10 protein-coding genes are annotated in these 19,514 nt (G+C 55.0%); 1 reads left to right on the top strand and 9 read right to left on the bottom strand.

The genetic code is table 11. From position 1 onward, the window contains the following. Positions 1-457 precede the first annotated feature (457 nt). Positions 458-9,841: a neuraminidase-like domain-containing protein gene (locus VV869_RS14845; RefSeq protein WP_337735706.1), complete on the top strand. Its 9,384-nt coding sequence runs from the start codon at positions 458-460 to the stop codon at positions 9,839-9,841. 338 nt (positions 9,842-10,179) lie between these two features. On the opposite strand, the gene VV869_RS14850 is transcribed toward VV869_RS14845, so the two are convergent. From VV869_RS14850 to VV869_RS14890, 9 genes are all read right to left on the bottom strand, one after another. Beyond that, a complete protein-coding gene (locus tag VV869_RS14850; protein ID WP_337735707.1) occupies positions 10,180-10,611 on the bottom strand; it encodes a hypothetical protein in 432 nt (143 codons plus the stop codon). 2 nt (positions 10,612-10,613) lie between these two features. Continuing rightward, positions 10,614-12,926 carry a hypothetical protein gene (locus VV869_RS14855; protein WP_337735708.1) on the bottom strand — a complete coding sequence of 771 codons (2,313 nt, stop codon included), beginning with the start codon at positions 12,924-12,926 and terminating at the stop codon, positions 10,614-10,616. After that, positions 12,923-14,581 carry a hypothetical protein gene (locus VV869_RS14860; protein WP_337735709.1) on the bottom strand — a complete coding sequence of 553 codons (1,659 nt, stop codon included), beginning with the start codon at positions 14,579-14,581 and terminating at the stop codon, positions 12,923-12,925. Before VV869_RS14860 ends, VV869_RS14855 begins: the two co-directional genes overlap by 4 nt. Continuing rightward, a complete protein-coding gene (locus VV869_RS14865) occupies positions 14,553-15,890 on the bottom strand; it encodes a site-specific integrase (RefSeq protein WP_337735710.1) in 1,338 nt (445 codons plus the stop codon). The genes VV869_RS14860 and VV869_RS14865 overlap by 29 nt, the downstream gene beginning before the upstream one ends. A gap of 142 nt (positions 15,891-16,032) precedes the next feature. Further along, positions 16,033-16,449, bottom strand: coding sequence for a DUF350 domain-containing protein (locus tag VV869_RS14870; protein ID WP_337735711.1), 417 nt, complete (start codon positions 16,447-16,449; stop codon positions 16,033-16,035). Positions 16,450-16,479: 30 nt separating this feature from the next. Then, positions 16,480-17,112 carry a YjfK family protein gene (locus tag VV869_RS14875; RefSeq protein ID WP_337735712.1) on the bottom strand — a complete coding sequence of 211 codons (633 nt, stop codon included), beginning with the start codon at positions 17,110-17,112 and terminating at the stop codon, positions 16,480-16,482. A gap of 63 nt (positions 17,113-17,175) precedes the next feature. Then, positions 17,176-18,198 carry an ion channel gene (locus VV869_RS14880; RefSeq protein ID WP_337735713.1) on the bottom strand — a complete coding sequence of 341 codons (1,023 nt, stop codon included), beginning with the start codon at positions 18,196-18,198 and terminating at the stop codon, positions 17,176-17,178. Between the two features lie 81 nt (positions 18,199-18,279). Continuing rightward, a complete protein-coding gene (locus VV869_RS14885) occupies positions 18,280-18,975 on the bottom strand; it encodes a PspA/IM30 family protein (protein WP_337735714.1) in 696 nt (231 codons plus the stop codon). Continuing rightward, the gene (locus VV869_RS14890) at positions 18,972-19,373 is read right to left on the bottom strand and encodes a DUF2170 family protein (RefSeq protein WP_255391962.1); all 402 of its coding nucleotides are present in this window, start codon (positions 19,371-19,373) and stop codon (positions 18,972-18,974) included. The genes VV869_RS14885 and VV869_RS14890 overlap by 4 nt, the downstream gene beginning before the upstream one ends. Between the last annotated feature and the right edge of the window lie 141 nt (positions 19,374-19,514).

Below are 19,514 nucleotides of genomic sequence, written 5' to 3' on the forward strand. Positions count from 1 at the left end.
AGCTTCCTTCATGTTGCAGTTTAACAGAGCACTTTGGGGTAGCCGCAACTCAATATTCAAAACATGAAACAAGCTGGTGAAAACTATGCCCATACGCAACTTCAAACCCTTCAAGTTCCCCGAAGCTAAACAATTCGGCAGGCATGACGTTCAGGCACTCCACACTACCTTCAAGAAGTTGAGGATCCTCGTTGTCGAAGTAGAGGTCCGATGAGGTGAGGGGACAGCTCTACTGCGCGAGTACGGAAAAGGTTTTCAAGGCCTTCCAGAAGAAACGCCATCGTCATGCCACTGTGCATGAGCTCTTGGCGTCGGAAGTACCTTAGTTACTACGAGGATCCGTCCGAACAGGTCTGCACCACCGACGGGTATTACGACACCGAAGAAGAGGTGTGCGATGCATCTTGACCCTGACTGGTAACTGGCAGCCGAATATGTAAAATAATGGAGATAAATCATGACATTACTGTTATCTGGCTCACTTGTCACCGCGCACACTACCAAGAGTTTTTCTGGAGCCGTCGTCGAAGCCTGGGACGCGTCTGGTGAGATTCCTCGACCGCTGGCTTCCGGGCCGGTCGACCGGGGCGGTAGCTTCACGCTCGTTTTCAGCGATGCAGCGGCGGAAATTGTTAAGACGAAGCGTCTAGCGCTTGATGTGCGGGCCACCCATCAGGGGTCGATGCTGCGGCTCGATCCCGCCGTCGTTTGGAAACCGGGTGACTCGACTGAGGACCTGAGGCTGGCCCCCTGGATTGGCGAGGACGGGCGCGACCAGAGCGGTGCCCGTAGTGTCCACGGCAGGATCACTGGCCCGGACGGGCGTCCGATCGCTCGTGTCGTGGTGCGTGCGCATGACCGCGATCTGCGAGCGGAGCAGTTCCTGGGCGAAACCATGTCGAGCAAAGATGGTCGCTATGTCATCAGCTATTTCGCCTCGCGTTTTGCACGCGCCGAAAAGGCCGCAGCCGATCTCGTGGTGCGTGTCTTCGATACGACCGGTAAGCAGCTTTTGCTCGAACCCGATGCCGAGTCTGTCCTTTTTAACGCTGCCTCCGACCTGCGGCACGACATCCGACTGAGCGCGCCGCCGCCCGCCGAAGTCAGCGAGTTCGAGGCACTCGATCGCGATCTCGCGCCGCTTCTTGGCGACCTTTCACCTACCGATCTGGCAGAAGACCGTAAGAACCGCGACGTCACGTTCCTATCAAGGGAAAGTGGCTGGCGGTCCGAGCAGATCGAGCATTTCGCCGTCGCGCACCGGATGGGGGCGATGCTGGGCGGCGAACCTGCGGTGTTCTACGGGATCTTACGGATGAACACCCTCCTGCATGGCTCACCCGCGTATTTTGAGCCGGTGCGGGCCGTGATCGGCATCGGCCACGACACCCGCAGCCTGCTGCTTGATGCCGCCCGGACGCCGGTCGAAAGGATCAAGGCTGACATCAGGTCCGCCGTCGGAAGGGCGATTCTGTCCGCGGCAGCGGTTCGCAAGGTGCCCGAGGTATTAAGGCTGCTCAAAAAGCTGGCGTCCGAAGCCAAGGATGAAAGCGCAGAAACTCAGCGAAAGAAATACGCCGAGCTCACCGCGAAACTTCTGACGCCCAAGAACATCGCCCGGATCGAGAGCCTGCTGAATACGCCACAGCGCGATCTTCACGGAACGCTGAAACAGTTCTTGTCCGGAGATCTTTTCGACCTTGATGACCCGGCAGCCGACAGCGAAGACAATGGCGGCGGAAGAAGCGGCCGGGGATCACGGTTCGGCGGAGCGCTGGCCAGCAGCGGTATCAGTCATGCCCGGATCGCCGAGGCCGCCGGCCTGCGTGCTGAAAACTACGAGGCGGCACTTGCGGAATTGCCGGAATCGGCGCTTCGCGAGGCGGTGAAGAAGGCGGCCCCCAACCTTGGCAACAAGAAAGCTGACAAGTACGTAAAACGGGTCATGCGTTCGCTTCGCGCCCGCCATCCCACCGCGGCGTTCCGGGCTCGGCTTGCCGAAGCAAAGCCACCGGTTAGCGATCCGGCCCGTGCAGAGCGGGTTTTGAAGAAGTTCGGAGACCTGGACCTGAAGACTAGCAATCTCGACCGTATCTTCGCTGAAGTGAAACTGGACAAACCGGCCGACCGGGTTCTGCTTAGCGAGATGAAGTGCCTGCAACGGGTGCTGAAGGTTGCGCCCGATCTGGAACGGGCGGAAGGCCTTATCGCGGCCCGTTTGCGCAGCGCGTCTGATATCGTCAACATTGGGCGAGGCAGGTTCCTTGACGAGGTGGCGCCGAAGGCAGGGTTGACCGAAACCGAGGCGAAGGCGACCTTTGCCCGCGCGCAATCCACGCATACGGCGGCGCTGATGATTGCGGGCGAGGCGCGCGATCTCGTCGCCATGTCACCAGCGGCCTCGCCTTCAACCTCGATTGAGGCGCTCACTGCCGACGCGGCATCGAGCTTTCCCAACATTTCCTCCCTGTTCAAGGCCACCGACAGTTGCCAATGCGAACATTGTCGGTCGGTCTATTCGCCAGCGGCCTATCTTGTTGAGCTCCTCGAATTCCTTGGCCAGCGTGGGATGGTGGACCTGACGCAGGTGCCGCCAGTCCGGGTCAATCTGGCTCGCGAGCAGTTGTTTGCACGCCGTCTCGACATCGCCCATCTCGACCTTGACTGCGCGAATGCCGAAACGCCCCTGCCATACATCGATCTTGTTTGCGAAATCCTCGAAGAGGAGATTTCGCCCGATCTCGGGGTCGTCCACAATGGGGTGGTCAGGGCACCAGCGCCTGCTCCGGCGGCGCTATTGACCAACTTACGCAATGCGGGCTGGAGGGTGTCGGACGCGGCCATCGTGCAGACTGCCGACATCGACGGGGCGTTGACCTTGCGCGATCCGTTGGTGACGGCGCGACTCGTCAACACTGGTGGCAATTCATGGCGCGTGTTCCGGACGCGGCAGACGAAATCAAGCGCCGCAGAACTTGTGGCGGCGCCCGAATATGTGAATGCCGCTGCCTATGTCACGCTCAAAGGCGCCCGCTACGCCTTTAGCTTGCCCTTCGACCTCGATCACGTGGAGGCTAGCGCCTATTTCGACCGGTTTGATGTCGATAGAGCCGAACTGATGAAGCATTTCGCGACTGCCGCCAGCCCTGCCGCCGCGGCGATCGCCGCGCAATCGCTGGGACTGACGGACGCCAAGCGGATGCTGATCAACACGCCGATGGCGACGGCGGCGGGGCAGGCGGCAATCTGGGCGATTCCGGCCGTCAGTGTCGCGGCCGAGATGACTGTGGTCGCGACCTTCCTCGACAAGACAGGGATCAACTACGCAGCACTCGATCGCCTTCTTCAGCTTGGGTTTATCGACCCAACGGACCAGCACTTCATCAAGCATCTCGACCTCGGTTGCGACCTTAAACAGAAAGAGGTGGTCGGGCTTGACGCGTCGCTCCTTGACCGGGTTCATCGGTTCCTGAGGCTGCAACGGGCGACCGCCTGGACCGACACGGTCCTTGATGCCGCGCTCACCGATCCGGCGATTGGGGCGGGCGTGCTGAACGACGCTGCCTTGGTAGCAGTCTCGCAGATCGTCGAAATCGCGCGGAGGACGGGCATCAAGCCCGAAGAGATCGTAGCCTTCTACGGCAGTATCCCTCATGCGGAGATGTCCGGGCCCGTACCCCTGCCATTCTTCCATCGGACCTTCCTTGACAAGTCCGTGCTTGGGACGGTGGTCGAAGGCTTGCGGCCTGAGGTCGTTGCCTGTGGCGCCGGGACGCTTTCGGAGCTTGCGGAACCCTTGTCGGCGATCCTTAAGCTAACCGCCGACGGTTTCGAAATCTTGCGCGCGGTGCTGACCGACGACACGCTCGACTTCGTCAATCTCAGCCGAATGTACGGGGCCTCGCGGCTGGTGGCGCGGCTGAAGATATCGCCGAGCGACCTTCTGGTGATGATCGAGCGAACCGGGCTCGATCCCTTCGCGGGACCCGCCGCGATGCTCGATTTCCTCGACCGGGTCGAAGCGGCCCGTAAGGGGGTGGTCAAGATTGCCGACATGAAGTACATGCTAGAACACGCGGGACCCAATTTGACGCTGAAGGCGATTGCCGACGACCGGATTGTCACCATCCTGACCGATTTGCAGACTGCTAGCCAAGCCGCGTTCGCCGAGACGCGGTCGGCGTTCGATTCGGGCATGACTGCCGATGAACACCGGGTGCTGATTAAGGAGGCGCTACTGCGGCTGCCCGATCTAGGCGAAGAGGCGGCCAACTCTGTTTTACGGATGTACGATGCCGAGTGGGTCACGCCGCCCGATCCGGTCGCCGCTGCGACCCTGATGTCGCTTTTGGGAGGGTTCTTTGATCCCACGGCGCTGATCGCCGCGCAGGTCGCCGTGGAAGCCGCCACGCCAGCTGCGCTTGAAGCTGCGCGGCTGGCCATGGCCGAGCGGTTGCTGGGCGATATCGCGGAATATTTGCACGGCCGAGCCAAAGACGAAGCACTTGAGGAAATCCTAGCGGCCGCATTCCGTCAGGATGCCGATTTAGTGGCAACCATTATGACCCACGCTCGACTTATACAGCCCGGGCCGCTGACGCCTCTTCTGTCCGAACTCCTGACCGACGACGTACTGATCGATACGGTGGGCGACCCCGCAGTGCCACCGGTGGTGACCGTGGCGGCCTTTGCCGAGCAGACCCGGGCGCTACGACTGCTGCACAAGCTTCTGCCGCTCGCCGCCTCCCTGCCGGTTGACGGTGACGATCTCGATTGGTTGCTAGCCAATGGGCCCGATCTTGGCTGGGTGCGGCTCGACTCGCTGCCCTACGAGGCCGGTCAAACTGCTGTATCGCAGGCCGACTGGGAGAAGCTCACACGCGCACTCGCTTTGTTCGCGGTCTACCCGGCATCGGCCGATCCGGCCGACTCCACCGCAGATATCACCCTGCGCGACACGCTTGTGCTGCTCTTGCCCGCCGCGGTCACGTCCCGCGCCGCTTGGCTCGATCGGCTGGCGCTGCTGACCGGGCGACAGCGCGACGATCTCGACGCTCTGGACAGTCATTTCGGCTTCTCGGTGTCGAACCTGAACGCCTGGCATAATCCCGCGACTTGGGAAACCTTAGGTACCGCGATGGCCGATCTACACACTCTCACGCTGACCACCGCCGAGGTCGTGGCGTTATGCCAGCCCACCGTGGGCACGGCCGAAACAGCTATCTTGCGGACGGCGCTGAAGGCTCGCTACGACGATGAGATCTGGCTGATTACGCTTGGCGAAATTATGGACATCATCCGCGGCCAGAAGCGCGACGCGCTTGTCGCCCATCTCCTGGCTGAGCGCGCTGAATTCACCACGCCGACCGATCTATACGATCACTTCTTGATCGACGTGGAAATGGAGGCAAAAATGCCGTCGTCGCGGATCGTCCAGGCGCACGGCACGATCCAGACCTTCGTCGAGCGGAGCCGGATGGGGCTTGAGCCGTCGGCTGCCGCTGACAGCAGCGATTCCGGATGGCAGCAGTGGACCTGGATGCGCAACTACAGGGTCTGGGAAGCGAACCGCAAGGTCTGGGTTTATCCCGAGAACTGGATCGAACCGGAACTGCTTGACGACAAGTCCGAGATCTTCGTCGCGCTCGAGGAAGAGCTTCTACAGAACGAGGTGACCGAACTCACTACCGAGGATGCGTTCATCGCGTACATGGAGCGGCTCGACGAGATCAGCTTCCTCGAGGTGGTGGCGGTCTTCTATCAGACCGACATCATGATGATGCATGTCTTTGGCCGCACCAAGGGCGGCGACCCGGCGCAGTACTATTACCGGACCTTCGAGAAGGAACGCTATTGGTCGCCGTGGCGGCTCGTTGATCTCGATATTACTTCGGACAACCTGCTGGCCTTCGTGCGGAACGGTCGGCTAAATCTCGCCTGGCCGGTGATCAGCGAAGAAACCGATGCCAATGACGAGGTGACGACGCCGGCGGTCTCTGGCTCGCCCAGCACCGGTCCGATGCAGCACCCGGCGTCGCGGATGCGAATCCAGATAGCGCTCAGCGAATTCGGCGGCGATCTGTGGAAGCCGAAAAAGATCTCGCAGGATGCAGTGCTAATGCCCGAGACCTACACGAAAAATCAGAACGAGCTGGATACAAAGAGGCTTAATCTGATCTTTAGCGAGCTGTCCGATCAGATCCACGTATTCCTGACGTACGAGGACGGTGACGAGATTTATCACAACCTCAAGGGAGTTTTCGATCTCGCCGGTTGCAAGGGCTATCCTGAGATCGTGTCGAGTGCCTCGACCTGGGTGCCGGATTTTTACCCTGACTACAAAGACACCCGACTTCGCAAGCAGCGGTATTTCGAACAAGGCTATGACAAGGAAGATACGCTGGCAATCCGCAATATCCTGACACCCGGGCACTTCGTGGTGCGGCTTGATAAGACGCCTGGCACCTTCCGAGTCACACATCCGCACCAGTTCACCTCGCTCGACCTCGTCTACACGCTGTTGCAGATTTGGTTCCAGCGGTCTTTCAGCTCTGACCCGCAGCGGGTGAAGGTTCCTCTTGGCACCTGGCTTCCTTATTTCTTCGAGAACAGCAGTTCCGCATATATCGTGGTGCCGGGGCTCTATTCATTCGATCCCGAGGATCCGTCACAGCGTACCGCGTCAGACTTATTACAGCTCTTGCCCGATCTTCTGGCTCTCTTGAAGAAATACTTGGGGATCCTAACTGCGACGCCGTCGCCCGATCCGGCCGAAGTCTGGGAAGATTGCTTGGCTGACCCCGATTTCATCCACCTCGCTGAAGAAGTGCAACTCTACCAGTCTCTGGAGTATGGTGATAAATTCTCCAACCTTTACCACCCGCTGGTCTGCCCGCTGCGTAAGGCGCTCTATAAGAATGGTGTGGGTGCGATGATGGAGCGGAGCCAGCAGTTGGAAATGACATCGTTCGATTTCGCGGCCGCTTTCCAGCCCTCGGAGTTGGTCGTGCAGCCCTATCCTGTCGAGGATATTGATTTCACCTCGGACGGAGCCTATAGCCTCTATAATTGGGAGTTGTTCTTCCACGCGCCGCTTATGATTGCACGGCGGTTGGCCTCGGAACAGCGGTTCGAAGAAGCAATGACATGGTATCACCGCATTTTCAATCCGAGTGGGACGCTCGATGGTGATGCTCCACAGAAATACTGGGTGACCAAGCCGTTCTTCCAGACCGCGGACGCGGACTATTTGGCGCAGAGGATCGACACCATCCTGACCAATATCGCCGACCCAGCCTCACCCGAAAGGCACGAGCTTGAGTTCGCCGTAAACCAGTGGCGCCAAAAGCCGTTCCGACCGCATGTCGTGGCTCGGTTTAGGACCGTCGCCTACCAGCGAACGGTAGTGATGAATTACATTGGAACGTTGATCGACTGGGGCGACTACTTGTTCCGCCAGGACACGATGGAATCGATCACCCAGGCGATCCAGCTTTATCAGCTCGCCGATAAGTTGCTTGGTCGGAAACCAAGCAATGTTCCATCGTCGGTTGAAGTAACGGCGATGACATACAACCAGTTGGTGGCTGATCTTGACGCCTTCGGCAACGCGCTCGTTGATCTTGAAAATATGCTGCCGGAATTCTCGACTCTAGAAGACGGTGCCGAGCTACCGACGCCCCCGGTTACGCTGGCAAGCTTGTATTTCTGTATCCCACTGAACGAAAAGGCGTTGGAATACTGGGATACGGTGGACGACCGATTGTTCAAGATCCGTAACAGCCAGAACATCGATGGAGTAGAGCGGGTACAAGCTCTCTTCGCTCCGCCGATCGACCCGGGAATGCTGGTACGAGCCGCAGCAGCCGGCATCGATGTCGGTTCGCTTCTGGCTGGCCTAGCGGCACCGTTGCCGCCTTACCGGTTCCGCACTATGGCAGCGAAGGCCACCGAACTCGCGCAGGAGGTTCGCTCTCTGGGGCAGGCGCTGTTGTCTGCACTCGAAAGCAAGGATTCCGAAGCGCTGGCGTTGCTGCGCCATGATCTTGAGGTGAAACTCCTAAAAACCCAGCGTGACCTGAAGGTGATGGAGATCGACGCTACCTCGGAACAGATCACCGTGCTGGAACGCACGCGAGAAATGACGTCAGAACGTCAGGCCTTCTATTCGGCCTTCGAAATGCTCAATGCCAACGAAATACTCAATCTAGACAAGCTGAGAGAAGCACAGGACTTTCAGAACTTAGCACAGAGAGAGCGAGCGAAGGGTGCTGTACTCGGTATCATCCCCGACGCCTCGATCGGCGGTCACGGCGCAGGCGGTTCACCCGCGGTGCACGCGACGTTCGGAGGCAGCACTTTGGCAAGAGTAGCTGACGCTGAGGCTGCGGTGCTTGCCATGGTCAGCGGTATGTTGAGCTATCAGGCCACGCGCGCGGCAACCCTTGCCGGTTTTGATCGGCGCTGGGATGATATGCAACTGCAGCTGCGCCTTAGCAATCGTGAATTGAGCCAGATCGACCAACAGATTGTTGCGGCCAAGCTTCGCCGCGATATTGTAACTCGCGATCTCGATGTACACGATGTACAGATCGGCAATGCAGAGGACATTTCGAAGACGATGTCTGAGCAATATACCAACACCCAGTTATACCAATGGATGTCAAATGAGATCACTAAGATCTACTACCGCGCTTACAAGCTTGCCTTTGATACCGCCAGAAAGGCCGAGAAATGTTATTGCCATGAGCTTGGGTCTAATGAAAAATTCCTCACCTTTGGTTACTGGGACAGCCGCAAGAAGGGGCTGCAGTCAGCCAATAAATTGATCCACGACATCAAGCGGATGGAGGCGCGGTATTTTGACCTGAACCGACGGGAGTACGAACTGACAAAGCACATCTCACTGCGGCAGTTGGATCCGCTGGCACTCGCCCAACTAATTTCTACAGGAACCTGTACTTTCGACGTGCCCGAGGCGCTCTTCGACCTTGACCATCCAGGGCAATATTTCCGCCGGATACATTCTGTGGCAGTGTCGATTCCCTGCGTAGTTGGCCCCTATACTTCAGTCAGTGCACGATTGACGCAGGTGTCGAACCGTTACCGTGCTACTACCGCTAAGGCCGCAGGTGCCTCGACCCCTCAGGAGGAATACCAAGAGGCATCCGGAAATGACACGCGTTTTGTCTACAACGTAGGAGCCTCACAGTCGGTGGCGACTTCGTCCAGTCAGAACGACACTGGGCTTTTCGAGCTAGACTTCCGTGATGAACGCTACCTACCTTTTGAGGGAACAGGGGCGACAGGAAACTGGCGGCTAGAGTTGCCGAGCGATATCAGGCCGTTTGATTATTCAACAATCTCGGATGTTATACTGCATGTTCGCTACACGGCGCGCGAAGGCGGTAGCAGCTTGCGGGCGCTTGCTGCGAGCTCATTGTCAGAAAAGCTCAAGGATATTGCTCAGGGGCTCACCAAGACCGGAATTCATATCATGTTCAACATCCGCCGCGATGACAACAACGCCTGGAATCAATTAAAGTCCACTGGAATTGCCAACATCGAGATCGGCGCTGAACGCTTGCCCTATTTCGTGCAGGGGTTGACGCCAAGCCTCGGTCCTGCGATATTCTTAGCGAAGATCACGGGTGATTCGGCCACGTATACAGTTTCCATTGACGGTGCCAATCTTGTGCTCAACTTCTTGGATACAATGGCGTTGAATGTGAATGACTTCTCGGGGCTGGCTCTCGGTACCAAGTTCACTCTTGGGATCGCAATAGGCGATCTTCCTAGGCTCGAGGAATTGAGCATCGTCACCAAAGTTGACTTCACATGACAGATGTGGACCGCCCAGTCAGGGCTACAGGGTACCGTTTCTAGAGGAGCTCGGTTATTTAGAGCGCCGCTGCGCGCTCTGCGCCTCCTCTAGCATTTCTCGGGTATATCGTGTGCGAAAGATCTGCCTGCCCTGGATGTTCTTGCCTAGTCTCGCCAGCAGCGACAGGTTGGGTACACTGATGCCCCGGTCAATTACGTTCGTGGCTGGCCGCGGTTTCCCTTTGATAGCGAAGAAGTGAAACAGGGTCGTGAGTTTTTGACGATTGTCTCACTATATTTCGATGCAATCGAGTCCGGCCTGATCCAACTCTTCTGACGTTAAATGCTTTTCAGCTATTATTGGGACTTCCTCTGTGTCATGGGGCGGAACAGTTCCTGCAGATCGATACGGTCCCCGAATTTTTTCTTAAGGTTCGCCATTGCGTTCCTTAATACCATCAACTGTTTGTCCTTGATGCGCTCAAGTCTTGCGTTCTCTCGCTTCAGGCGCTCGATTTCTGCCAGCGCTTCGGCCAGAGTGATTTCTTCCCTCGTTACTGCTGGGCGTGCTGGGATGTTGTTCGGGCCGTACTTCAGTTCGTTTTTTCGTGTTTGATACGCTTGACCGATGGCGTAGTACGATGCGAGTGCCTGGCGGGTCAGAGTGATCCCGTGCTTGGCTTCCAGCTGCTTTCGCAGGGCCTGCCAGGTGAGTTTATCGGTCCATCCGATGATCATCTTGCAGACTTGCTCGATCTGTTTTTGACTCAGTTGGGCAGGGGCTGGCATTCTCAATCCTCACTATCGTACAGGTTCTCTAACGGGGCGTCATCCGGCATACATGCGTTTTCGAGGTCTGCAAATAGCGCGTTCATTTCCGCCAGATCATCTTGCTCTGCATCGACAGGCGCCGGCAGGCTTCTCGATGTTTCGGGTTCGCCTGCTCTACGGTCTTCCAGCCGAGGCAGATACTCTTCGGTTAGAGTGTTGGCCGCATTGGTGATTAGCAGCGTTTCATCCTCGCCCTTGAAGCGAATAATGGCTCCTCTCTCTATCGAGTCATCCGTGAAAACGGTAATCAAAGCCTTCAACTTGGTAAGTTTTTCACCATGGATTTTACGCCATCTTTTGCTTCTTGGGGAGTCTTCGCGGGTGGCGATTTCAAGGCGCTTAGACTGGATCGCCTCATCGGCTCGAAGGATGGACAGATCCTGTTTGTCACCTTTTACATGGCAGATCTGTTTACATCCGATACACTGGTTAGCGCGCTCACAGGGTTCCAGATAGAGTGGTTGCACACAATAGCCGGTCAGCATTCGATGGGCTGCCACCCCGGTTGCTTCCTCAAAGGTTTTTTCGTCAACGATCCTAACCTGTATATCCTTGACCTCTGATTCGCAAAAGGCTAACAGCTCCATATGTTTTTCCTCCATTGTTCGATGATCGTAGGCACGAGTGTGGCGATGGCTAGCTCGTCCTGACCATTTCTCTAGGGTGGTCTCCTGCATTCCGCCTTGAAGGGCTTTTGTATTCAAATAGTGTCTAGGACCATGGGTCACCAGCGAGGCGTTTGGGTAACCGTGCTTTTTGAAGATGCTGTCAGTTTTACTTTTACCACTGAGTGCAGAGTAAAATGTCATCTGTAGGCCGATTGACTCAATGGCCAAGGGGCTTTTACCCCAGTTAAATCCCGACTGATTGATGGCTAATTGTTTACCGGTGAACACCATCAGCGCGTCGGCTAGGTGGACTTTTTTGCCATTATTGTGAATTCGGTAGGGGAAATTCTCGACTGACGATTTTATGTAAGCGATCCAGGCCGCTTGAACGCCTTGCAACGTCGGTTGCGCTTTCATGACGATCTCCGGCGCGCCGAGGTTTGTCTTAATGCCGAAAAGAGCGTAGATATCTTGTTTGTTAAGCGGGTGATCTAGCTTGCAGCGATACGGAAAGCCGGGAATGTTGTGGAGCCGGTGATCTTTAGGTAGGTCATCGTAAACTCCCAGGATGCCCCCTAATTGCCAGAGCGTCGGTGGCTTTTTCAGCTTGAGTTTGTGGTGCTTTATCGCGGATGTATTGCTGAATTGGGTGTCTTTGAGCAAATCCTGTAATGGTGTTTCAGGGTGCTCGTAGAAACGTACCAAAATCCGGCCGGGTTCACAGGATTTTTCCAGGTAGTAAAAGCTACGGTCGGCTATAGGCATCATTTTATCAAGGACCACTTTTTCGTGATCGGGGTAGTTCTTAGAACCGCGCCAGATTATGGTTGAAGTGTCGACCTGATAGCGAACCCCGCCTCTGTTCTCGCTAACAGTCTTCTTTGTTAGAGACCAACGATCCAGCAGTACGGTTTCCGCAACCCGCTGAGGTGCGCACAGTGTCAGAGACAGATAGGCGCTAACGAATCGATCTCGCACATTTTCAAAAGGGTCAATGTCTGCGTCGAAGCCAGGCATGACCTTGTTGTAAATATCTGCCGCCGCATAAAGTGAATAGTTGTCGGGCATTTTGTCCCGGCGTGACTGGTCACCTTCAGGGGTCACCTGTAAGTAGGAATAATCCTTATCGAAACGGGTCTCTATTTGTATACTTTGGTTGAGCGCCAGTACCGGGCCGTATCGGTGTTCGCCATTGTTTAGAGTTCTTAGCCGACTTTTGGAAAGGAACCGGACGACAAAATTTAATGCAGTGTTTCTGCTGGCTTTTGTGGTGTGGGATTCATTTGATACTTCAAGAATATTGAGGGCCGCATCATACGTCCGTTGGTCGAACTGCCACACTGCCTGTAACCCCTCTGCTTCCAGTGCAGCATAAAGTAGTTTAAATCCATCTGACCATTCATTTAGCGATGAATAGCTCAAGCCCCACTGGCTTTTCAGAAACACCAGGCTCGCTCCTACAAGGTCACGGTATGGCTGTGGTAGCAGTTTGGCCTCCTGCATTCTGTCGTTGTAGCGATGCTCTTTGCGCGAGAAGTTGACCCAACGTTTGACCCAGCACATGTCATCCCATTTTTTACCGGGAAAAGGGAACGGAAGTGATTTCATGCTTTGTATGAATTGTTGAGTGTTCTGCTTGTATAGATTAGGCAAGGCGATGTTCATGCTTCTGCCTCTTCTGTCATTATGTCTTCCAGCAGGTCCATGGGGTTCCCGCCTTGACAAGCCGCGATGGTGACAGCCATGTATTTGATGCAAAGCATGAGCGCTTGTAAGCTGTATTCCGCAACGCCCCGCCTGCGTCTTAACCAGTAATCTCGGCACGCCCTTTCGAAGACGCTACGATGATCTGCACCTCTCAATGGGTGAAAGGTATGGCAGGGGTAACAGGCATAAGGTTTTTCTGAGGAACACTCCGAGCATCGCTTACAGCTACCTAGCTCGGTGAAACCTCCCGCTCCGACGTCGTCGATTACCTCGGCGTCAACGTCGAGTTCGTCAATGAGTTCGCCTTTGTATGCCCGTACCAGAGGATCTATATGCTCCCCCATGGTTTGGTTGATATGGCGTATTGTGGTTAGGTCGATGTCGACATAGCGCCTGACTGGGACTGTAGTCGTATGGCCAATAGATTGAGCCAGTACCGCAGTGGATTCTCCCCGTGCAGCTAGATGGGTTGCTGCCGTATGTCTTTGGCGATTAGATCCCCAGCTAAATTTATCGGGATTGATCCGATCGCTGTCAATCTTCAGTTTGCTTAAACCGTTCTTGGATGTAGCGTACAGGATTACGTCATTATCATGAAAACCTTCGCCACGGGCTCCTTCCAGAACTTGGGCAAAATTGGAGAACTCTGCTGTAAATAACAGTGGGCTTGGAAATAAGGGTAGATGGGGGAACAGGGCTTTCCATTGATCTGCAGACGCTGAGATACCCCGTTGCTCGAGGTGGTCGCGGAGATGGTCCATGTAAACTTCTGCATACCGACGCAGCTCCCGAGCGCTCGCTTCCCTAAGTTCCAGAAGCACGTGCTCGGGGTGGCTGCGAAATCTTCTTCCCGCCGTTTTGGCATAGAAGCACTGAATTTGCGGACGCTCACTGGCCAATCCTTGCTGCCAGGCATTGGAGCCAGGCAATCGCACATCCGACCATTTGATCTGATAAAGGTTCTCCGGGCGGCGAAACAGCATCTGGATTAGGCGCTGAACTACGAAATTTCTCCAGTCAATAAAGTCATTGCTGTCAGTGAAGAGCTGTCTAGCGCGCTTATCCAAAGCGGTTGAGATGCTTTTCAGTTCGTACTCAGAAAGTGCGCCTTTGTAGGGGTTTAGGACAAGATTATTTTGCACAAGTTTGGGGCGGTTATTCTGGGCGAAATCGAACAGTTTACTGTATCGAACCGGATCGACGGCTCTTAGCTTTTTCAAGAATGCTTTAAGTCTTGTGAAGGGGGAGTATGAACAATCGCGGTATTTAGCAAGGTACTTGCTAATCGCCTGTTCTGTCACCGCGCTATGTTGAGGTCCTACAAGTGTGCTCAGTACTTTATGATAGCTCGCTACATTAGCGTAGGTTGTGGCGCATTTACCGAGCGCTTGGCGCAGATGCATTTGGTGCTCTAGGTCATCGACCTGGTGAAGGAACTCAACGTTTATCCAATCTTGGTCTTTTCTTAACCCACACACCCAATCGTCGCTGTAAATATTAAAGCTGTACCCTGCCCGAGAGCCCATCGAGCCCTTGCCGATTGCCATCAGAGAGACCATATGTTCTCTTGAACGTTGGGTAACCTCAGAACGGGACGTCTTGTTCGAGTTCATTCCTGTCCTCCCTGGCCTTTTCCATTTCTCTCTGAAGATCGCCCACTGCTCGTTTCGCTTGTTCGCTTATCTGGTAACGGTTGTAATGATCAGCTGTTTGCCTGTTGCCCAGGCTTTGCTTGCGCATCTGTTCGACTTTCTCGGCCGGCGCTAATTTCCTGTCAGCTGACAGAGTGAATTTTTCGTTCCATTTATGGCGCAATTCGTGAGCGTGGAACTTGAGGCTCTTATCTCCGTTCAGTTCGCGTAACTTATTACGGAGTTGACTGAACACCCGAGTGACATTGTTTTTGCTTGTGGGTTGCCCCAGAGTGCTTTTCGTGTCGTTGTGCGTCACGAAAAGGAAGTCGTTACTATTGGCGCCCGGTGTGTTGTTTCGATACTGTTGAATGTAGTTATCGAGGAGTGCGTACAGCGAGTCGCTCATGACAACCATGTGATTCTCAGTCTTCTGCTGCTCTCGGTCTCGCCTTGGGTCGTCCGGATCATTAGGTCGCCTAGCGATCACAATGCCGCGTTCCTGGGGTCTGAGATCCTCTAGCTTAATCTTATTGGCCGCACCTTTGCGCAATCCGGTCTCGGCTATCAGCTCGACAAAGAGACGATTGCGGGCGCGAACGGCTGGATCTGGTCCGAAGGGGTTGTCTTTGTGATTCTCCTGGATGATATCGAGCAGCAGGTCGAATACTTGATCGCTAATGGCGGGTTTCAAAGCCCTCAGGCTATCCTTATGCCTTGAGATCTTGCTCTTATGCTCTTCAAACCAAACGTTTATTCGGTTTTTGGCATCGCTGGGGCCTGGCTCAGTGGCGGAGGCGTGAAAGCTATCGATCAGAAAGCAGGCGTAATGCGCGGCTGTCCTCAATCGCCCATTTTTGGTCGCTGCGTCGACCACTTTCTTTTGGACCTTTGAGGAATGTATCGCATTGCTAATAAACTTGTCACTTAAGGTTGGAAACTTGGTAACCTTACGGGGCTGCAGTGCTTTTTTTGCCATCAGCTGGACTGTTAGGCCGGCATCCTTGGCATTAAGACCCGCATCATTAGAGAAATCTTCAATCTCTTCTGCAGTTAGCCAGTCGCCACAGGCTGTTCGGGCAGTCAGATCGATCTCCTTGCTCTCCAACCAATGCAGAAAAAAGATCAGTTCATAAGCGCGGCGCTTCACCGTGTTTGAGGCTATATTGCTGCGCCAGAGTTTTACATGGACATAGAGATCTGGGTACGGATAGGGACACCAGAACTTGTCGGTTATGCTGTGCATATCCGACCCATCCTCCAGCCTGACGGTTCGCAAAGAGTAACCCATAGCCCCTCCACATAAGTTACATTTTAGAATGTAGTATATGTGTTCCTCTTCGCCAAATTTTTCCAGTGTATTTTACCAATTACGTTATATGCTTGCGCAAATGTAAGCTAATTGAAGCTTACATTTGCGTGGGTATGTACATCTAGTAGGTCATACAGGCAGCGTTGAGCAGCCCGACGGAAATCGATGTGGCGGCCATGATAATCCCGGCCGGGATTTCACCGGCTTCGATACGCTCGACGATACGCGGCATGAAGCCAAACCGCAGCAGATAGAAAGCAATCAACTGGGCGAGCAAGGCGACAACACCCCAGAGCGCGAAGTCCAGCAGGTTGACGGAGTTACTGGCTGCCCCGGCAATTGCCAGGCAGTAACCGATGATCGAACCGGACAGGCCGATGGCGGCGGCAATGTTCTGGCCTTCTTTGACCAGTTTCCATTCATCATGCGGGGTGAAGCGGACGTAGACCACTTTGAATAGCATGAGAAAGGCCAGCGACAAGCTAAAATACAGTAAAAAGGCGCCGAGGCCGGCCAGAGATTGCATGAGTGCTTCCATGTGACTTCCTAGTTGAGTTGTCTTGGCGGTTTAGCCAATCAGTTTAAAATCGGTCGGGGTCAGGTTAATCCCGGTGCTGAGTACCAGCGCTCTTTCCGCCCGGTGATGAATAATTTTTTCTTCGCCGGCCACAAACAGGGACTCGAAGATATCGTTGCCGATGTTGCGGTCATACACCATGACGAACTGATCGGTCTCGGTAACCGTGCCGTTTTCTTGCCAGGTTTTTTCGGTCATGACCACGGGGCGGGTGTTTTCCCAGACCTTATCAAAGGTGTGGCCTTCCAGTTCCCAGTGTGGCTGGACCAACTGGTCATTGAGCAAATGCTCCCAGGCCGTGTCGGTATCGATCGGTTTGCTGTCGTAGAAGTAATAGAGTTTGACCTCGCTGACATCACCCTCGCCGGTACCATGGGTGAGGACCTGAACAAAACCGTCATCGTCGGTGTAGTAGCGCAGCAGGCGGGTCTGTTCATCGAGAAACACTTCCCCGACGGCTTTAATCAGCTGCGTGCGCGCCGCACCTTCGATAATCAGATCGGGCTCGATCAGGCGCAGTTTTAAGTCATCCAGTTCGAAGGCGCCGCCCAATCGAAGGCCGAGAATTTCCGGGGCATTCGTTTGTTGCGGTTCGGGCTTTTTCTTTTTAAACCAATTAAACATACAGTCTCCTCAGCGCGATGGCACCGCTGGTTTTCCGGGTGAAAATATGGAAAGTCGAAAGGGCTACCATTGAAAATCAGTAATGCGCTCATCTGAGATATAAAACAGTTTACAGCCGGGCTGAACCGCTTTGTTCAGCGCCGGGTTGAGTTCCACACCCTGGCCGCAGTCAATCCCGATCAGCGTGGCGTCGTAGCGCTGCTTAAAGGCAATGAACAGGGCGTCAATGGTGGTGGCTTCGGCATTTTGCGGGTAATGGACGGAGTACTGCGTCATCCCCTGGGTGGTGCTGAGTAGTTCGTGGTGCAGCTCGCTTGAGCCCGGATCGACCGCGGCTTTGGCCAGCATCTCTACGGCAACCGACGGAATGCATTCGGCATTCGGGCAATGCTGCTTGAGCAGCAGGCCGAGGCCTTCATCTTTGAAGTAGGCCAGCAAATGGGCTTGCGGGTTTTTACTGGCGCAGAACAGTGCCGCTGAGAGCGTGATGTCATCTTCCGGGTTGTCGATCAGGATGCAGCTGGCTTCTTCCACCGAGGCTCTGGCCATGCCTTCCTGATCGGTAAAGCTGGCCACCCGGACAAACTCGATTTCGCCTGGCAGCGGATTTTCTATCTCGGGCCGCACGCACAGGACAATCGGGCGTCGGCCGCTCTCTTCATGTTGCAACATTTTGATCAGATGCAGGGTGCGTTGCTCATTCCAGCCCAGCACTAAAATATGGTTTTTCACGTTAACGCTCCGTTTTCCCTGCAAACCGCTTTTCCAGTATTGAAGAAACAAGCTGGCGACCCGGCCAACCCCGACGGCAAAAACGCCGAGGCCACCGGGGATCACCAGCAAGGACACGATCCATTTCCCGGCCGAGGTGGTCGGCGACATATCGCCGTAACCGACGGTCGAGGCCGTCACGAACAGGTAATAGATGTAGTTGGTGAACGAGTCGGTCATTGCATGCTCGCCCGCAAGTTTGAGCAGCAGCCAGCTCAACAGGATATATCCCAGCAGGACCATCAGCAGGTTCTTGCTGTTGAGAGCCGAGAGGTTTTTCACCGCCCACTGGCGAAATAAGATCCATAAAGACACGGCGGAATCTCCCGGTTAACAAATACGATGGGCTGGTGGTGTGCTGACAGGCGCGGGCATGCAACGAACGTTCACGGTTGTTTACCCGTTGGTCTTTCCGAGAATTCGGGACAGCTCATCCTGGGCTGAGGCTTTTGGTGCTGATCCGATCCCGGCTTCAGCCAGCTTTTTATCCAGGCTGCTGCCGGACTGGGCTTCGGCCATTTCGGCTGCGGCTTCGAGTTGCGCTGATTTTTCAGCCTGGCGCTGTTTGATGCGCTCCAGGGATTCAACCGCGGTATGCATCTTGGCATTGGCACCCACGTTGGTGGCCGACACCGCAGATTGAGCCTTCTGGACCGCATCGTTAGCCTTGACGACGTCGACTTGCTGCTCCAACTGGCGCAGTTTGTCTTTCGCCTGGGCGATGTTGGTTCGCATGCTCTGCTCGGAGGCGACAAACTGATCTAAATAGCTTTGCTCGGTTTGTTGCTCGTTTCTCAGGTCGGCAACCTTCTGAGCACATTCCAGTGCCAGATCCTGTTGACCTTTTTCCATGGCAGCGCGGGCATGGCCTTCATACTCGCCGATGCCGTTACCCAGCGCTTCGACTTTCTGTTGTGCCAGCTTGCGCTTGGCGACGATTCCGACCAAGGCTTCATCCGAGCGGCGCAGTTCTTGTTTGGCTTCACGAATCTCCTGATCCAGGATCCGCAGGGCCTGGTTGTCGGCGATATTTTCTGCCGCTTCGTTGGCACCACCCTTGATGGCGGTAAACAGTTTTTTCCATACACTCATGAGGCACGCTCCATCAGATATTCCTGGTACAGGTCAATAAAGGCTTCGACATTGCGGAACAGCGTCGCGACTTCAATCAGGATACTTTCCTGCTTGGACTGGGAAGACAGCGAGCCGAAAGCGACGTAGTAGCTGTCGCCGTCAATTTCATTGATCCCGATAGTTGAGAGCGGGAACATTTTGTGGGTGCGTAAAACGTGCTCGTTGAGCGCGGCGACGTCCCGAACCTGCTGTTGAGGGAAAAGCAGCACCTCAACCAGGATTTGCTCGCCCGCCACCGCCAGGTAGGCTTCAATGTTATCTTCATTTTGGATCACAATGGCTTGTTCGTGTTGACGAACCTGCCAGCCTTCATGTCCGGAAAGGACGGGGAGAAGCTCAGAGAGTTGCCATGTCATATTGGTTTCCTACCTTAGTGTCTCAATGTCTGTCTTAGATGAAAAACAGGGTTCATATTATGAAACCTGCTTGCGAAATTTCTATAGCGTGACAAGGATTTGTTGCTGTTTTGTGAGGTGGTGTCGCGTCTATGATGGTAC

This window comes from Photobacterium sp. MCCC 1A19761, from assembly GCF_037389125.1.
Taxonomy (GTDB): domain Bacteria; phylum Pseudomonadota; class Gammaproteobacteria; order Enterobacterales; family Vibrionaceae; genus Photobacterium.

What these genes read in the sequence shown, in the direction of transcription:
- VV869_RS14865 (WP_337735710.1), bottom strand. Translation starts at nt 15,890, where the DNA reads ATGGGTTACTCTTTGCGAACCGTCAGGCTGGAGGATGGGTCGGATATG.
- VV869_RS14850 (WP_337735707.1), bottom strand. Translation starts at nt 10,611, where the DNA reads ATGCCAGCCCCTGCCCAACTGAGTCAAAAACAGATCGAGCAAGTCTGC.
- VV869_RS14855 (WP_337735708.1), bottom strand. Translation starts at nt 12,926, where the DNA reads ATGAACATCGCCTTGCCTAATCTATACAAGCAGAACACTCAACAATTC.
- VV869_RS14860 (WP_337735709.1), bottom strand. Translation starts at nt 14,581, where the DNA reads ATGAACTCGAACAAGACGTCCCGTTCTGAGGTTACCCAACGTTCAAGA.
- VV869_RS14845 (WP_337735706.1), top strand. Translation starts at nt 458, where the DNA reads ATGACATTACTGTTATCTGGCTCACTTGTCACCGCGCACACTACCAAG.
- VV869_RS14870 (WP_337735711.1), bottom strand. Translation starts at nt 16,449, where the DNA reads ATGGAAGCACTCATGCAATCTCTGGCCGGCCTCGGCGCCTTTTTACTG.
- VV869_RS14890 (WP_255391962.1), bottom strand. Translation starts at nt 19,373, where the DNA reads ATGACATGGCAACTCTCTGAGCTTCTCCCCGTCCTTTCCGGACATGAA.
- VV869_RS14885 (WP_337735714.1), bottom strand. Translation starts at nt 18,975, where the DNA reads ATGAGTGTATGGAAAAAACTGTTTACCGCCATCAAGGGTGGTGCCAAC.
- VV869_RS14875 (WP_337735712.1), bottom strand. Translation starts at nt 17,112, where the DNA reads ATGTTTAATTGGTTTAAAAAGAAAAAGCCCGAACCGCAACAAACGAAT.